This window comes from Candidatus Nanopelagicales bacterium (assembly GCA_041393815.1).
Classification (GTDB): Bacteria; Actinomycetota; Actinomycetes; order S36-B12; family JAWKJK01; genus JAWKJK01.
This window is the reverse complement of sequence record JAWKJK010000002.1, coordinates 860,313-876,166: the sequence shown is the minus strand read 5'-3', so window position 1 is coordinate 876,166 and position 15,854 is coordinate 860,313. Positions and strand designations below refer to the sequence as shown.

13 protein-coding genes are annotated in these 15,854 nt (G+C 73.5%); 7 read left to right on the top strand and 6 right to left on the bottom strand.

The genetic code is table 11. From position 1 onward, the window contains the following. Positions 1-25 precede the first annotated feature (25 nt). Complete coding sequence (locus R2737_09455) at positions 26-919, top strand: hypothetical protein (protein MEZ5116481.1); 894 nt, start codon at positions 26-28, stop codon at positions 917-919. Positions 920-969: 50 nt separating this feature from the next. On the opposite strand, the gene R2737_09450 is transcribed toward R2737_09455, so the two are convergent. Beyond that, on the bottom strand, positions 970-1,512 hold the full coding sequence (locus R2737_09450; protein ID MEZ5116480.1) for a heme NO-binding domain-containing protein: 543 nt from the start codon (positions 1,510-1,512) through the stop codon (positions 970-972). Positions 1,513-1,649: 137 nt separating this feature from the next. Between R2737_09450 and R2737_09445 the strand changes: the two genes are divergently transcribed. From R2737_09445 to R2737_09430, 4 genes are read left to right on the top strand one after another with little or no spacing between them, the layout of a single operon-like run. Then, a complete protein-coding gene (locus R2737_09445; protein MEZ5116479.1) occupies positions 1,650-3,050 on the top strand; it encodes an ATP-binding protein in 1,401 nt (466 codons plus the stop codon). After that, positions 3,047-3,811, top strand: a complete 765-nt coding sequence (locus tag R2737_09440; protein MEZ5116478.1) for a MinD/ParA family protein — start codon at positions 3,047-3,049, stop codon at positions 3,809-3,811. Before R2737_09445 ends, R2737_09440 begins: the two co-directional genes overlap by 4 nt. Beyond that, positions 3,808-4,698, top strand: coding sequence for a HAMP domain-containing protein (locus R2737_09435; GenBank protein ID MEZ5116477.1), 891 nt, complete (start codon positions 3,808-3,810; stop codon positions 4,696-4,698). Before R2737_09440 ends, R2737_09435 begins: the two co-directional genes overlap by 4 nt. After that, on the top strand, positions 4,695-6,290 hold the full coding sequence (locus R2737_09430; GenBank protein MEZ5116476.1) for a GNAT family N-acetyltransferase: 1,596 nt from the start codon (positions 4,695-4,697) through the stop codon (positions 6,288-6,290). The genes R2737_09435 and R2737_09430 overlap by 4 nt, the downstream gene beginning before the upstream one ends. Positions 6,291-6,517: 227 nt before the next feature. On the opposite strand, the gene R2737_09425 is transcribed toward R2737_09430, so the two are convergent. Both R2737_09425 and R2737_09420 read right to left on the bottom strand, forming a co-directional pair. Next, complete coding sequence (locus R2737_09425; protein ID MEZ5116475.1) at positions 6,518-7,162, bottom strand: hypothetical protein; 645 nt, start codon at positions 7,160-7,162, stop codon at positions 6,518-6,520. A 64-nt stretch (positions 7,163-7,226) separates the two neighbouring features. After that, positions 7,227-8,651: a pyridoxal-dependent decarboxylase gene (locus R2737_09420; protein ID MEZ5116474.1), complete on the bottom strand. Its 1,425-nt coding sequence runs from the start codon at positions 8,649-8,651 to the stop codon at positions 7,227-7,229. Positions 8,652-8,971: 320 nt separating this feature from the next. On the opposite strand from R2737_09420, the gene R2737_09415 reads away from it, so the two are divergent. Continuing rightward, on the top strand, positions 8,972-9,229 hold the full coding sequence (locus tag R2737_09415; GenBank protein MEZ5116473.1) for a hypothetical protein: 258 nt from the start codon (positions 8,972-8,974) through the stop codon (positions 9,227-9,229). Between the two features lie 18 nt (positions 9,230-9,247). Here the strand turns inward: R2737_09415 and R2737_09410 are convergent, their stop codons facing one another. The 3 genes from R2737_09410 to R2737_09400 form a co-directional block, all read right to left on the bottom strand. Beyond that, the gene (locus tag R2737_09410) at positions 9,248-10,531 is read right to left on the bottom strand and encodes a serine protease (GenBank protein ID MEZ5116472.1); all 1,284 of its coding nucleotides are present in this window, start codon (positions 10,529-10,531) and stop codon (positions 9,248-9,250) included. Between the two features lie 130 nt (positions 10,532-10,661). Next, complete coding sequence (locus R2737_09405; protein MEZ5116471.1) at positions 10,662-12,419, bottom strand: SulP family inorganic anion transporter; 1,758 nt, start codon at positions 12,417-12,419, stop codon at positions 10,662-10,664. Between the two features lie 117 nt (positions 12,420-12,536). Continuing rightward, the gene (locus tag R2737_09400; GenBank protein ID MEZ5116470.1) at positions 12,537-12,794 is read right to left on the bottom strand and encodes a PLD nuclease N-terminal domain-containing protein; all 258 of its coding nucleotides are present in this window, start codon (positions 12,792-12,794) and stop codon (positions 12,537-12,539) included. Between the two features lie 366 nt (positions 12,795-13,160). Between R2737_09400 and R2737_09395 the strand changes: the two genes are divergently transcribed. Beyond that, positions 13,161-15,794, top strand: a complete 2,634-nt coding sequence (locus tag R2737_09395; protein MEZ5116469.1) for a carboxypeptidase-like regulatory domain-containing protein — start codon at positions 13,161-13,163, stop codon at positions 15,792-15,794. Positions 15,795-15,854: the final 60 nt, after the last annotated feature.

Here is a 15,854-nt window from a genome sequence, read left to right as displayed (position 1 = left end):
GCGGGGTCTCGGCTACCTTGGCCGGGTGTCCGCCCCGTTGTCCCGCGACCGGCTGGCCCGGATCGTCGCGGACGAGGACCCGGTGCGCCGCAACTTCGCGATCACGCGCACCTACTTCGCGCTGTCCGAGGGCGTCGCCGACGTGGTGGGCCGGCGCGACGCCAACTGGCTCACGTTCGGCACCTGGGCCAGCGCCACCGCCGGGCGCTTCATCCGCGGCGACGCGGTCCCGGTCCGGTGGGGCGCCGGTGCCGTCGCGGACGGCAACCGCGCGATCATCGCCGACATCGGGCCCCGCTTCGTCCGGTTCCTCGACCTCGCGGGCGAGGTGCCCGCGGCCGACCTGCGGGCCCGGGTCGCGGCCGACCCGCTGCTCACCGGCACCCCGGAGGTCGCGGAGGCCTTCGACTGCTATGCCCAGGTCGCCGCGATCGACCCGGACGAGAGCCCGGAGCAGGACCGGCGGCAGGCGCTGCTCATGCTGCGGGCCAACGTGCTGGTGGCCCACCACGAGCAGTGGTTCGCCGACGACTTCGTGGACTCAGCCATCCCGCTCGGCGGACTCGCGGCCATCGTGGCGACCAGGTTCGTCTCCCTGGGGATCCCCGATGGCGAGCTCGACGTGTGCCGCGACGTACCCCGGCCGCGCTACCTGGGCGGCCGCCAGTGGCCCGACGTCCTCGACGACCTGCCCGACGAGCGGATCCGGGACCTTGCCCAGGCGTACGACCAGGCCCTGTCCGACACCAGCCGCTCCGACGCGCCGAGCTGGCAGGAGTTCCGGGAGCGGATGGGCTACATCCTGTGCTTCTTCCGCGCCTACCAGCGCGATCCCGCGCTGTTCGCGCTGCCGCCGGACGTGCCGCCGTACGACGATCCCAGCGGCGCGCTCGACGAGGATGCCGGCATCCTCGGCTAGCCACCCGATCGCGGGGTCACCGGGTCAGCGGGGTCACCGGGTCAGCGGGGTCACCGGGTCAGCGTGAACCGGACGTGCGGGTCGTCGCCCTCGACGTCCTCGCGTCGCATGGTCATCGTGTCCGTCACCCCGAAGTGGGTCAGCGCCCCCCGGCACAGGCCCTCCGCGACGTCCCCCATCCGGCGCGGCGAGCGGTAGACCAGCTCCAGCTCGTCGTCGCCGTGCCGCTCCGCGTCGATCCGGGGAAGCTGGGCGTCGGGGTAGAGCTTGAGCACCTCGGCGTGGATGACGTCCTCGATGGACGACAGGAAGTCCATCGGGTCGTCCTGGCCCTCGAAGAACGAGGGGTAGAGCTCGACGAAGCGGCCGAACAGGAACTCCCCGAAGGCCGACAGCAGGTCGGGCACGGGGATCCCGGTGCGCTGCGACAGCTCCGTCACCAGGGCCACGATCTCGGCGTGGTCGTACGTGCCCACGGCCGTGTACGCGCCACCGGAGGGCAGGTCGACGGAGTCGATCAGCTCGTCCACCAGGTCGGGGGACTGCACCGTCTCCACCATCTGCAGGAACTCGGTGAAGATGACACCCTTCACACGACCACCCCCTCCACGAGGCCGCACTGTAGCCGCGCGCCCTGCCGCGGCTCGGGCACTCCCCGCTCCGGGACACGCGGGTGCCGCGACGGGTAGCGTCCGGTACGCAGGCCAGCCGAGCGCTCGGAGGTGCGCGCGTGAGCGAGTCGCCGGACTCCGCCGCGCTCGCGGACCGGCTGCGACGTCGAGCCGAGCGGGAGCGGGTGGCCCGCCAGGAGGCGGAGCGGCTGCTGGAGGACAAGAGCCGCGAGCTGTGGGAGGCCAACCGCCGGCTGGCCGCCCAGGCCGACGGGCTCGAGCGCGAGGTGGCCGAGCGGACCGAGGAGCTGCGCAGGGCGCTGGACCGGGCCGAGGAGCTCAGCCAGGCGAAGTCCCGGTTCCTGGCGATGATGAGTCACGAGATCCGCACACCCCTGCACGGGGTCCTGGGGGTCGCCGACATGCTCGGGCAGTCCCCGCTCGACCCGCACCAGCGGGAGTACGTCGACCTGATCCGCAGCAGCGGCAGTCACCTGCTCACCCTGGTCAACGACATCCTGGACCTCAGCAAGGTCGAGGCCGGCCAGCTCACCCTCGAGGTCCGGACGTTCGACCTGCACGCGGAGCTGACGACCGCCGTGGGGTCGTTCGCCACCTCCGCCGAGCAACGCGGGCTGGAGCTGTCCCTCGACCTGGCGCCCGGGGTCCCGCAGTGGGTGGTGGGCGACTCCGCCCGACTGCGCCAGGTGCTGTGGAACCTGGTGTCGAACGCCCTGAAGTTCACCCCGGAGGGCGGGGTTCGGGTCCGCGCGTGGGTGCCGGAGTCGGGGCCGAACGACCCGGCCCCCTCGCCGCTGACGGCATCGGTCCGGCTGCAGGTCTCCGACACCGGGATCGGGCTGCCCGACCACGCCGGTGACTTCCTGTTCCAGCCGTTCGGTCAGGCGGACGAGGGGACGAGCCGGGTCTACGGGGGCACCGGGCTCGGGCTGGCGATCGTCCGCCAGCTGGTCGAGCTGATGGGAGGGACGGTGGCCTGGTCCAGCGCGCCGGGCGCGGGGACCACCTTCACCCTCACCGTGCCGCTGCGCCTGACCGACCCTCCGGTCCCGGTCGCCACCCCGATGTCCTGCGAGTCCTGCCTGCTCCCCAACCGGCTGCGCGTCCTCGTCGTCGACGACGTCGAGGTGAACCGCCTGGTCGCCTCCCGGCAGGTCGAGCGGCTGGGCCACGAGGTGGACCTGGCCGAGGGCGGGCTCGACGGCGTGCGGCAGGCGACCTCCCGGGACTACGACGTGGTCCTGATGGACGTGCGGATGCCCGACCTGGACGGCCTGTCCGCCACCCGGCAGATCCGCGCCCACGAGTCCGGCCACCGCGCGTACGTCATCGCCCTGACCGCGGGCGCGTACGCTGCCGACGAGGAGGCCTGCCGCGAGGCAGGGATGGACGCCTTTCTCGCCAAACCGTTCCGGATCGACGACCTGCGGGCGATGCTCTGCGCCCGCTGCCTGGTCAAGGACCCCGACACCACGGCCACCCACGGGAGCGACGCATGACGATGATCGTGGCGGTCCACTCGTTCCGCGGGGGCACCGGCAAGAGCAACATCACCGCGAACGTCGCCGGCCAGCTGGCCGAGGCCGGCCGTCGCGTGGGGGTGATCGACACCGACATCCAGTCGCCGGGAATCCACGTGCTGTTCGGGTTCGGGGACGAGGCCCGGCCGGACCACACGCTCAACGAGTTCCTGGACGGGACAGCCGCCATCACCGACGTCGCGACCGACGTGACCGACCGGCTGCCGGGGGACCCGAAGGGGCGGCTGCTGCTGGTGCCGTCCTCGGTGAAGCCGCAGGACATCACCGCGATCCTGCAGAGCGGCTACGACGTCGAGCGGCTCAACGACGCGCTGCTGGAGCTGGGCTCCGCGTACGACCTGGACGTGCTTCTCATCGACACGCACCCGGGACTGAACGAGGAGACCCTGCTGACCAGCGCGATCTGCGACGTGCTCGTGGTCATCCTGCGCCCGGACAACCAGGACTACCAGGGCACGGCCGTCACCCTCGACGTCGCGGCCCGCCTGGGCGTACCGGACCGGGTCCTCATCGTGAACAAGATCTACGCCGGCATCGACCCCGAGATCGTCGTGGAGCGGGTGCGTACGGCGTACGGCCTGCCGGTGGTCGCCGCGCTGCCGCTCAGCGAGGACGTGGCCGGCAACGCGTCGTCGGGGCTGTTCTCGCTCTCCCACCCCGACCACCCCTGGTCCCGCGGCGTCGCCGCGCTCGCGGCGAGGCTGACCGCCACCCGATGACGATCCGCCAGCGGTACGTGCTCCGCCTGGTCCTGCTGACCCTGCTGGCCAGCGCGGTCCTGGCGGTCAGCACGACGCTGATGAGCCGGGCGCGGCAGATCGACCTGGTCGTGGACGACGCCCGCGACGCCGCCCGGCTCGTGGCACACATCGCCGACGACACCACAGGGGAGGTGGTCGACCAGCTGGTCCGCCAGGACGGGGAGATCGAGGCGATCACGGTCTTCGACGAGGACCGCAACGTGGTGGTGCAGCAGGGGGACCGGGGGGTGGAGCCACCCGACGTGGACACGTTGGAGGAGCTGCTCGCGCAGGCCACACCGGAGAACCCCCAGCCGGTGATGGTCGAGGGGACCACGCTCACCACCATCGCGACGGTGTCCCGCCCCGAAACCCGGCTGGTGGTGATCCGGACGTCCATCGCGAATGCCACCGAGTTCATCGCCCGCAACGTGGCGGTCAGCCTGGGGCTGGCCGCGCTGGTGGCCCTGGGCGCGGCGCTGGTCGCCTGGGTCACGGCGCGGCGGCTGGCCGACCCGATCTCCCGGCTGGACGCGGCCGCGGACGACTTGCAGCGCGGGGAGTACGACGCCGAACGGCTCGAGCCGGTGACGAGGCGCTCCGACGAGCTGGGCCGGATGGCCCGCCGCTTCGACGCGATGGCGGTCGAGGTGCAGGCGCGGGAGGCGACCCTGCGCGACCAGGTCGCCGCACTGCAGGTGCGCATCGACGAGGGGGCCCGTCGGCAGCGGGTCGACGAGATCGTCGGCTCCGAGGGCTTCGCGGACCTGGAGGACCGGGCGCGCCGGATGCGCGAGCGTCGCGCCGAGAGGAACGGTCGTGGGGCGGGCGGGTCCCGACCCGACGATGGAGGGAGTCGGTCATGACGGACGCACCGCGCGAGGTGGCCGGGGGCGCACCGGGTCCGGACGGTTCCGGGCCACCGGCCGAGGCCCAGCCGGCCCAGTGGTGCCGGCTGCACCTGTCCGACCGGGCTGCGCTCCCCCTCGCCGGGGGTGTCGTCGGCGACGCCGCACTCGTCCTCGGCCTCGGTCTCGACGACGCGGCCCGGCTGCGGGCGCTCACCCAGGAGCTGTGCCTGTCGGTGGCGGCGGAGGGCTTCCCCGACGAGTCCGTCCTCGACATCGACGTGGCGCTGGAGCGTCGCGCGGGCGCGGTCGCGGTCGTGGTCACCGACGCCGGTGCCCCGTCGCACCTGACCCGGCCGGGGGCCCAGCCGCCGCGGCTGACCGAACTGGTGCGCCTGGGCTTCGCCGACGAGCTGTCCTTCGCGGCGCTCGGCCGCCAGGGCAACCGGGCCGAGCTGGTCAAGCGGCTGCACTACGCCAACGTCCGGGCCGAGCTGGACGAGGCCGGCGAGGCCCCGGTCGAGGAGGTGCCCGACGACGTCGCCGAGCGCATCGCCTACCGGCCGCTGGAGCCGGAGGACACCCTGGAGGTCGCCCGGCTGTTCCACCGGTGCTACGGGTTCACGGCCTACTACGCGGAGGAGATGTACGAGCCGGACCGGCTGGCCGAGCTGGTCCGGGCCGGACTGCACATCGGCACCGTGGCGACCGTGGACGACCGGCTGATCGGCCACGTCAGCTCCTCGGTCGACCGGCCGGACGCGAAGGTCGGCGTCATCGGCGAGCTGGTCGTCGACCCCGCCTACCGCCGCTTCCACATCGCCGGGCAGCTGACGCTGCAGCACGGGATGCGGCTGCTGGCCCAAGGGATGATCGGCCAGTACAGCGCCTGTGTGACCGTGCACCCGGCGAGCCAGAAGATCGCCCTGAAGTACGGCGGCCACGAGGTCGGGGTGCTGCTGGCCGCGCAGCTGCCGTCGCTGTCCTTCCGCGACATCGACGACGAGACCCGCGGCCGCAAGGCCGTCGTGTGGGTCTACGCGGGTGCCGGGCAGGAGCCGGAGCGGTCGGTGCACGTGCCACCGCACTACCGGGAGCGGGTCGAGACGATCTACCAGAACGCGAACCTCCCGCGCGTCCTGGTCGACCCCGGCGCCCGCACGCCGGCCGACGCCCCGGAGCGCTCCGAGCTGGACCTGCAGCTGAAGGCCGAGGCACGGACGGGGCTGGTCCGGGTCGTCACCTACGGACGCGACTTCATCTCCGCGGTCCAGAACCAGGTGCGGGAGCTGTGCCTGCACCGGTTCGACGTGATCCGGCTGCACCTGCCGCTGGCCGACCCGGGGACCGCGGCGTACGGCTCGGGGCTGCGCGAGCTGGGCTTCTCGTTCTGCGGGGTGTTCCCCGAGTTCCTGCCCGACGGCGACGCGCTGGTGCTGCAGTACCTCAACGACCAGCAGGTCGACCCGGACGAGATCCAGACCGCGTCGGACTTCGGCGCGCAACTGCTGCAGGACGTGCTGGCCGACTACCGCTCGACGCTGCGCCTCGGCGAGGAGCGCCAGCGGTCCCGGGCCCGGCTGGCCCGGATCTACGAGTCCCTCTCCTGACCCGACCCGCCCCACCCACCGGCCCACCAGCCCACCAGCCCACCAGCCCTCCCCACCGCTGGTGGAACGCAGGACCAGCCACACCCGCCGCGCGCGTGGCCGTACGTGGCACCGGTGGGGGGTGGTGGGGCTGCAGGTGCGTACGGGTCACCGCGGGCACCGGTAACGGGCCGCCGGCCAGAACCCCGCCGACCCACCACCCCGCCGACACGCCGACCCGTCGCGGGTCAGCCGCGGTACCAGACCACCCAGGTCAGCTTCGACGCCCCCTTGAGCGCCTGGTCGTCGCGGGGCATCAGGGCCCGGAAGTAGACCAGCGCGGGCGCGCCGGACCGCAGCTTGCGGGTGCCGACGCCCTTGGCGCCGATCTTGATCGTCCCGGCGTCCTGCCACCTCCCCTTGGCCGTGCGCTGCTGCAGCAGGGCCCGCTTGCCGACGGCGGCGGCCGCGGGCTTCACCACCAGGCGCAGGCGTACGGGGCTGCCGACGCGAGCGGTGTTGCTGCTGACCGACAGCGTCAGGGTGTAGCGCCGGGTCGGCGTCGAGGTGGGGGTGGGGCTCGCCGAGGTCCCGGACGGCGAGGCGGTGTCCGTCGGCGTCCCGGTGGTGCCGTCGATCGGAGTTCCGGACGAGGTGTCGCCGGACGCGGTCCCGGACGTCGTCACCCCGGCCGGCTCCCCCGACCCCGTGGTGCTGGTGGAGCCGTCGGCGCGCGGGACGGGTCCGGAGGCCTGGGCGGCCCCGGCCCAGGCCAGCGCGCCCATCGTCGACAGCGACAGCGCCAGGGCCAGACCACCTGCGGTGGAGGCGGCGGCGACCCGGCGACGCCGGGTCGGGTGGGCGGCGGACTGCGGGGTGCTGGCGGGATCCACGAGGTGTGCGCTCCTCACGCGGGACGGCGGGGGGTGAGTCGTTCCAGTGTCGGTCCGTCCAGTGTCACACGTGATCGGGGCACAGCCGGCCACCGAGCTCGCGCGCCACCGAGAGGAACACCTCGACGTCGCCCGCGGTGGTGCGCACGTTGGTGAAGCAGGGGCGCAGCCACTGGCCGCCGTCGATCACGGCCGGTGACACGTACACCCGGCCGTCGTCCTGCAGCGCCGCGGTCAGCGCGAGGTTGTGCGCGTCGGGGTCCGGGCAGCCCTCGACCCGGTGCCTCAGCGGCACGATCGACAGCGCCGGCGGGGTCGGCAGCACCTCGAAGTCCGGGGCGGCCGCGGCGAGCCGGTAGAGCATCCGCGCCTGGGTCAGGTTGCGCTCCAACGCCTCGCGGAACTCCTCGGCGCCGTGCACCCGGAACGCCAGCCACAGCTTCAGGGCCCGAAGCGGCCGGGAGTACTCCAGCGTCATGTCCACGGAGTTGGGGATCACGCCCTCGTGCGGCATGTAGGCCTCGTCGTGCGAGAACGTGTCGGTCAGCGTCACCGGGTCACGGACGAGGACTGCGCTGCACGCCTTCGGCACGAACATCCACTTGTGCGCGTCGACCGACACCGAGTCGGCGCGGTCCAGCCCGGCGAACAGCGGCGCCCGCGAGGTGGCCGCGGCGGGCAGCCCGTACGCGCCGTCGACGTGCATCCACACGCCGCCGAACCGCGCGCAGACGTCGGCGATCTCGAGCATCGGGTCGACAGCCCCGGTGAGGGTCGTCCCCGCCGTGGCGACCACCGCGATCGGCACGACGCCGTCCGCGACGTCGGCCGCGATCTGCTCGGCGAGCAGGTCCGGACGCATGCCCCGGGTCACCGGGTCGATCGGGATGTCGCGGACCGACGCCGACCCGAGGCCGAGCAGCTCGGCGGCCCGCATGACCGAGTAGTGGGCCTCCACCGAGCAGTACAGCGCCGGCCGGACGCCGACGAGGCCGTCCCGGCGCGAGGACGGCACCGCCCGCTCGCGCGCGGCGGCGAGGGCGGTCAGGTTGGACAGCGTGCCGCCGCTGGTGAACGAGCCGGCGGCCGCCGGGAAGCCGAGGAACTGCGCCAGCCACGCGACGGTCTGGTGCTCCAGCAGCGTCGCGGCACCCGCGTCGACCGCGAGGTTGATGTCGTACGAGTGGGCGAGCAGGTCCGCGACCGCCCCCACCTCCAGCCCGCTGGATCCGACGTACGCCAGGTAGCGGGGGCGGGCCTGGGCCAGCGACCGGTCCAGGACCAGGGCCGCGTCGGCCAGCGCGTCCAGCGGGTCGCGCCCCGACCGGGGAAGCGGCTCGGCCATCAGCGCGCGGACCTCGTCGTCGACGGCGGGCTCCACCTCGCGGGCAGCGTCGAACGACGCCCAGGCGGCGCGCACCATGTCCGTGGCGCGCTCGAGCACCTCGTCGCGCCGGGGTCCCAGCCGCATCGCACCGGCGTCGTCCATCGCCACCTCCGGGTCCGGTCCGGCGGCCCGACCGCCGGACCGACCCGTCAGTGCTACACGCCCGCGCCCCCGCCGGGCAAACGCCGTGCCCTGGCGCTGGGTGGCGACGGGCGTCACTGCGGCAGGGAGAGTCGTGTGCAGAGGTGTCGGTCCGCCCTCGCCGGGCCCGGATGGTGAGGGTCCCCCGCACGGGTGATGCGGCTGCCGGCGGCGATCATCGCGCCTCGGACGTTCACGCGTTGCAGCGCAAGCACGCGTGTGACGGCCCCCACCAGCCGGGCGCGGTCCAGTTTCGGCCCTCATGTGCCGATAACCATGATGTGACAAGGGTTTTCGGGAACACAGGGCAGCGGCTCACCCGCAGTGCCGACGGTGGCCACCTCCCCGATGTCGCCACCCTCGACGCCTGGCGGCTGCAGGTGGACCTGGTTCTCGTGGAACGGCTCTGCGACGAGGCGCGCGAGCACTGGTGGACGACGTCCCGCTCGGAGCTGGGTGGTCTCACCGCCGCAGCAGCACTCCCCCAGCAGCACTCGGCCGTACGGCTGCTGGCCGCTCGCACCTGCGCGGGCGCGTGATCGCTCTCCGCCGCCCCGTCACCGCCGCAGCAGCAGTCGTGAGCACGAGTACGTGCTGTAGTTGCCCGCGCGGTCACGCGCCTGCACGCAGTAGTCCCCGCCGCGGTAGCCGCGGGGGATGCGGACCGTGACCGACTGCCACCCGCCCCAGGGGGCGGCCGCCATGGCGGTGGCCTTCTTCACGACGACCTTCCCGGTGTACGTCCGCACCAGGACCTGTTCCCGGGTGGCCTTGGTGGCCTCCCAGACGCGGTAGCGCAGCGTGGCCTTCGCCCCCGGGCGCACCCGGGTCGACACGGTGGCCACCTTCGGCCTGGTCCGGTCGATCGGCGGGAGCGGAGCGGAGGTGGTGGCGGCCTTGTCCACGGGGACGCCCTGCGCGGTGAGCCAGCCCTGGTAGGCCGTCGTCCGGGTGAAGACCAGCGGGCGCCAGATCTCGCACATGGGGCCGTCCGGGGTCTCCCGGGTGCCGAACGCCACGACCCCCACGATCCTGGCCGCCGCCCCGGCGCCGGTCACCAGCGGGCCACCGGAGTCGCCGTTGCACATCCCGACCTGTGCGCCCTCGGTGGTCACGCCGGCGGCGCACACGTGGATGGCGGGATCCGCCGGAGCGGTCGCCGGCCAGAAGGCCCTCCTGCCGACCTGGTACCGCTGTCCCCCGCCGCAGGAGGCGTCGGGGAAGGCCACCATGTCGGCCACCTGCATCAGCCGCGGTCCGGTGGTGTCGGAGTCGGACCGCTTCCCCCACCCGGCCGACGTGACCGGGCTGCCCGCGCTGAGGGTGGTCGAGGCCTGCTGCGGGGTGGCGATCGAGGCCGTCCCCACCCCGGTGAAGGCCCGCTCGAGCCGCAGCACGGCGAGATCGGCCCGTTGGGTGACCGGGTCGTAGTCCGGGTGGATCCGCGCCGAGGACACCCCGACCGTGCGGGCGTTGGGCGCGAAGCGGTCCACCGCCGACTGGACCAGCATCCGCGCGGCGGTGCCGGGGGCGTCGCCGCCAACGACGCAGTGCGCGGCCGTGAGCACCAGCGTGGGCGTGACCAGCGCTCCGCCGCAGGTCCACGACCGCGTGGCGCGGTCCGTGACGAAGACGACGAACCCCAACTCGGCCGATCCGGGATCCCTGCCATGGACCACGCGGACGTCGCGCGCCACGCCCTCGCGGTCGTCGAGCTGCGTCGTGGCGTCGGCCGCGACCGCGCCCACGGCCCCGGGGATTGCCATCAGCAGGACGCCGGGCAGGACCACCGCCCGCGAGAGGAACCGAGTACGCCGCCGGGACCCGTTCCGCGCGTGCACGCCGCCACCTCCACCGCGGCCGGCGCCGGGAGCGACCGGCCCACTCGACAGCCTGCCGAAGGCGACGGCCGGGCGGCAGGGGCCAGGGTCCCGCCGTCTCGGTGGCAGGACCCTCGCCCGCGCCCGCCGGTCAGGGGTCCTGCCGCCGTGGGGGCCGGATACTGCGGGCGAACGGGTGGTTGCGGATCAGGTCCATCGGCGACCGGGAGATCTCGGCGTCCTCCGGCTCCGGCTCCTCGACGACCACCGGCGGCGCGGGGTGCTCCAGCTCCCAGGCGCGGAAGGCCTCGACCACGGTCGGGAGCGTCGCATACATGTTCTCCTCCCCGATGATGTCGGCCACGCCGTAGCGCCGCATGGGCCCGATCAGGTCGTTCTTCACGCGGGCGAGCTTCAGTGCGATTCCTCGCTTCCCGAGCTCGGAGTGCAGCTGCACCAGGGCGTCGAGCCCGGTGCTGTCGACCTCGACGTTGGCCTCCACGTTGAGCACGAACCACCGGCACCCGGGGGTGTCGGCGGCGTCCTCGCACTGGCTGAAGAAGTCGTTGGCGTTGGCGAAGAACAGCGGGGCGTCGTACCGGTAGACGACGAGACCGGGCAGCTGCTCGGCCTCGGGGTAGTCGTCGACGTCGTGCATCCCGGCCATGCCCGGGACGAAGCCGAGGACCCCCTCGTGCGGCCGGGACAGCCGCACCAGCAGCTCCGCGATGGACAGGGCGATGGCGACGCCGATGCCGGGCAGGATGCCGAGCAGCACCACGCCCAGGGCGCAGGCGAGGGCGACGAGGACCTCGCCCCAGCGCATCCGCCGCAGGGCGATCCAGGCGGCCTTGTCCACCAGGCTCCAGGCCGCGAACAGGATGATGCCCGCCAGGCTCGCCTGCGGCAGGTGGGACAGCACGCCGGCGAGGAGCACGGCGGTCAGCACCAGGACGACCGCGACGACCCAGGAGTACCACCGGCTGGTGGCCCCGTTCATCCGGGCGATCGCGGTGCGGGAGGACGACGCGGACATCGGGTAGCCGCCGAACACCCCGCCGACCAGGTCCACCGTGCCCAGGGCGGTCAGCTCCCGGTTGGCGTCGACCCGGTCCTTGCCGGCGAACGCGCGGGCCGTCACGACGACGTCGGTGAGCGACACCACCGCGATGGCACCGGCCGCCAGCACGAGGTCGCCGAGGACCTCCAGCGGGATCCAGGTGAGCTCCATGTTCGGCACCGAGATGCTGAACTCCCCGATGGTCGCCACCGGGAGGACGTAGCCGGCGAGCACGCCGAGGGCGAGCGCGACCAGGGTCCCCGGGATGCGGGGCAGCCAGCGCTGGAACCCCACGATCACCACGAAGGTGCCGAGGGCGACCGCGACCGCCCAGCCGTTGACCCCGGTGATCCCGTCGGCGAGGTCTCGCACCGCTGTGACCAGCGTCTCGGTGTCCACGTCGGTCCCGAGGACCCGACCCAGCTGCGACACGGCCATCGTGACCGCGATGCCGGTCAGGTAGCCGACCAGTACCGGCTTGGACAGCAGGTCGGTGACGAAGCCGAGCTTGGCCAGCCGGGCACCGAGCAGGATCAGGCCGGTGAGGACGCTGACCACCCCGAGCAGGGTCGCCACCGGGAGGTCGTTGGCGGCGGCGATCGGGGCGACCGTGGCCCCGGCCATCAGGGCCACCGCGGACTCCGGTCCCATGCTCAGCCACCGGCTGCGCCCGATCAGCGGGTAGATCACCAGCGGGATGATCGCGACGGTGAGACCGACGCTCGGCCCCACCCCGGCGAGCTCGCCGTACGCCATCGCCTGCGGCACCAGGTAGGCGCCGACGACGATGCCGGCAATGAGGTTGCGGCCGCCCATCCGCTCGCGGAGCGCGACTGCCGTCTGGTTCATGCTGCCGACACCCCCGGAAGTGAACGCCGCGTGAACGTGACGCGTCGGGGTGGGAACGTACCCGGTCCCACCCGCGCGAGCGGACGTTCCGGGGAATCCTCCGGGGAGCTGGCGGCGTCAGCCGTTCGCCGGCCGGCGGCCCCACAGCAGGTAGGCGAGCGGACCTATCGGCTGGACGAAGACCCCGACCGTCCACAGGGCCTTGCTGCCCCGCACCCGGTCGGCCGGGCGCCGCGCCAGGTCCACCAGTGCGACCGTCGTCAGCGCCAGCTCGACGGCTCCGGCCACGACGACGGCGCTCTGCTGTACGGGTGTCAGGTCCTCCCACCGCTTGCGCGCCATGTCGGCAGCCCTCTCGTCTTCGGCGTCGGACAACGCAGGTCACGGTAGCGCTGGCAGGCCGGTCGACCCGCTCGGCGACAGCTCTCCGGTGAGCCGGAGCCCCACCACGGCGGCCGGGATCCGCGTTCCTGGGCATCGGAGCCGTCCTGGGGATCGTGTTCTCGCGGGGCAGCATGCGCGGATAACGACCGTCGATCTTCCGCGGAGGATCGACAGGCTCCCCCCGCCGCCCCCAGGTGGATGACGTGCCGTCGGGCTGCCGTCGGGTGTCTGTGCCGAGGCGGTCACGCATCGTCGAGTCGTTGGTCCATGTCCCTAGGGGCGACACGGTGCGAGCGTGGAGGTGTCGCAGAGCCGTGGCCGCATCCTGCGAGCCGCTGGCTCGCTGGGGGTGACGAGATGCTCACGCTGACTCGGGCCCGCCGACCGGGCCGCCGCACGTTCCTCAGCACCGGCGCCGCAGCGCTGGCCGTGATTGTCCCTCTCGCGCTGGCGCCGCCGGTCTTCTCCGCCGTCCCGGCGGCCACGGCCGGGCCCGCGACCGCGGCCGTGCCGGCCGACGCGTCGCGCGCGAGCTCGCTCGGGCCCGCCCCGGCTGTGCTCGACGGCTACGCCTGCGGCGAGTGGGGCCGGTACGGGACCTCCCGCACCTGCGTGAGCACGATCTGGGGCGGGGACTTCGCCTTCACCGTGTCACCGCACGTCGCACGGGTCGGCGAGCGGTTCCGCCTGACCGTCAAGGACGGCACCGCCAACTACGGCCACTCCTGGAACTGGGGGACGCTGCCCGGCAACGCGGTCACCTGCCAGCCCAAGCCCGGCGTGTGGCTCACCGGCCCCTCCAGCGGGTCGTGCGTCGTCACGGCGGTCCGGCCGACCGGCGGATGGCAGGCGGCCAGCGCCTGCATCAACCCGCTGGGCCAGGTGTACTGCGAGGAGGACTACTTCGCGGTCCTCGACGAGGACACCTACCTGGTGCACGGCACCGTCACGAACGCGGAGGACAAGGGCGTCCCGGGCGTGCGCATCACGTTCACCAGGAGTGGCAGCAGCTCGTACGCCGTCACCCGGACGGACGGGACCTACGGCGCGGTGCTGAAGAAGGGGACCTACAGCGTCCGCGCAGCCGGCCGCTACTGCCCCAGCAAGGGCACCGAGTGCGAGAACCCGATCGAGGTCCGGGTGATCGCGGACAAGCAGCTGGACTGGGGTCCGCCCTCCTCGGTCGTCCTGACCGGGCACGTGCGCGACCATCGCGGAAAGGGCCTCTCGAGCGTCCAGATCGTGGCAGCGGCGGCCCCGTCCGGGAGCCGCACCACCGACCGCACCGACGCCTCGGGCGCCTATCGGATGGAGCTCAGGGCCGGCGCCTACAACGTGCGACCGGTCCCGAGCGGCAACACCGACCGCGAGTCGTACCAGCCTGAGTCGAAGTACCTCGAGCAGGCCCGCGAGAACGTCGTCGTCGACTTCACCCTCACCCCGGCAGACGAGCTCGACCTGGAGACCTCGCTGAGCCGCCTGATCGCCGGCCTGTGGTGGACCACCTGGCCCGCCAACGGCACCGGCCGCGCCGACGCGACGATCTCCGTCGAGAACGGTCGCGGTGACCCGGTGTCGGACGAGACCGTCACGATCGACGCGCCCTACTGGGACGTCGAACCGCCGGGCTCGACCGCGCCCGAGGTGCTGGTCTGCGACGACCAGTGGCGGAAGGTGTACCCCGGGGGCGGCTTCTCCCGCACGACCGACGACCGCGGCGAGGTCCGCTTCCACCTGTTCCTCGGCGGGGTCATCGGCAACTTCTTCCTGCACTCCCGTGAGACCGCGGACAACACCGTCCTCGACGTCGAGCGCTTCGGGCAGACCGGCAGCGCCACCGGCCCGACCCAGGACATCGTCTCGACGCTGCAGAACGCCACGCGGCTCGGCCTGCCGGCTCCGCCGCTGAAGGGCGCCACCCAGAGCGCGGTCCAGGAGGGCCTCATCGACTGGCTGCTGGAGTACCGGCTCGCCACCGCGAGGGCCATGTCGCCGTGGGGCGAGTTCGGGCCGATCCGCTCCGCCGCCGGCGCGGCCGCCGTGGTGCTGTACCCGTCCGGCGCAGGGGGCCCGCTGCGGGCACACCTCGCCGCCGGCTCACCCCTCCCCGACGGCTACCGCACACTCGTCATCCCGATCAAGCGGGTCGTCCTCGTCGGCCTGGACACCTGGTACGTCGACTTCGGCCAGGCCGGTGGCCTGAAGACCCTGGACTCCTGGGAGGCGGAGCACGGGACCGCCCGGTCCGGCTTCGTCGGCCGCCCGGCCAGCGCCGACATCGCCTGGTTCGCCGGCCCCTACCCGCCGGCCGCCACCGACGTGGAGGGCCGCGCACAGTTCGACCACTGCGCACCGGGAGCCGCACCGCAGGTCACACGGCTCGAGGTGCACTCGCCGCTGCGGCTCCTGGTGACCGACTCAGCCGGTCACCGATTCGGGCACACTGGGTCCGGAGCTCTGGTGAACACCCTGGGCGGCTACTACGTCCCCGCGTCCGGCGCTCAGGCGGCCACCTACGTGGTCCCCTCCGGCGCCCTCTCGGTACGGCTCACCGGGACCGGAGCCGGCACCGCCACCCTGGTCGAGCGCACCGGGGACTCCACCCACGTCTTCGGCCTACGGGTCCGCCGGGGAGCCACCGGGACCCTCCGCCTCACCGGGGAGGGGGCCGCCGGCACGCTGCGCTTCGCCGGCACGGTGGTGCGGGCCCAGCAGGGGGTGCGCCTCTCGCTCAGCGGTGCGCCCCGGACGGGCACGGCCGGACGGGCGCTGCGGCTGGCGCTGCGGGTGACCGACCAGTTCCGGCGTCCGGTCGACGGAGCGCTGGTCACCGTCAACGGCCTGGGCGTGGCGGTCCGGGCGGAGACCGACGGGCGCGGGCGGGTGACGCTCACGGTCACTCCCACGCGCAAGGGTCGCCTGCAGGTTCGCGCCGCGCTGCCCGGGTACACCGGCGCCCAGCAGATCGTCCGGGTCCGCGCGCGGCGCTGAGCGCCCGGTTGCCGCGGGGCCCTTGTGGTCAACCCTCCGCGGAAGATCGACCACAAGGCC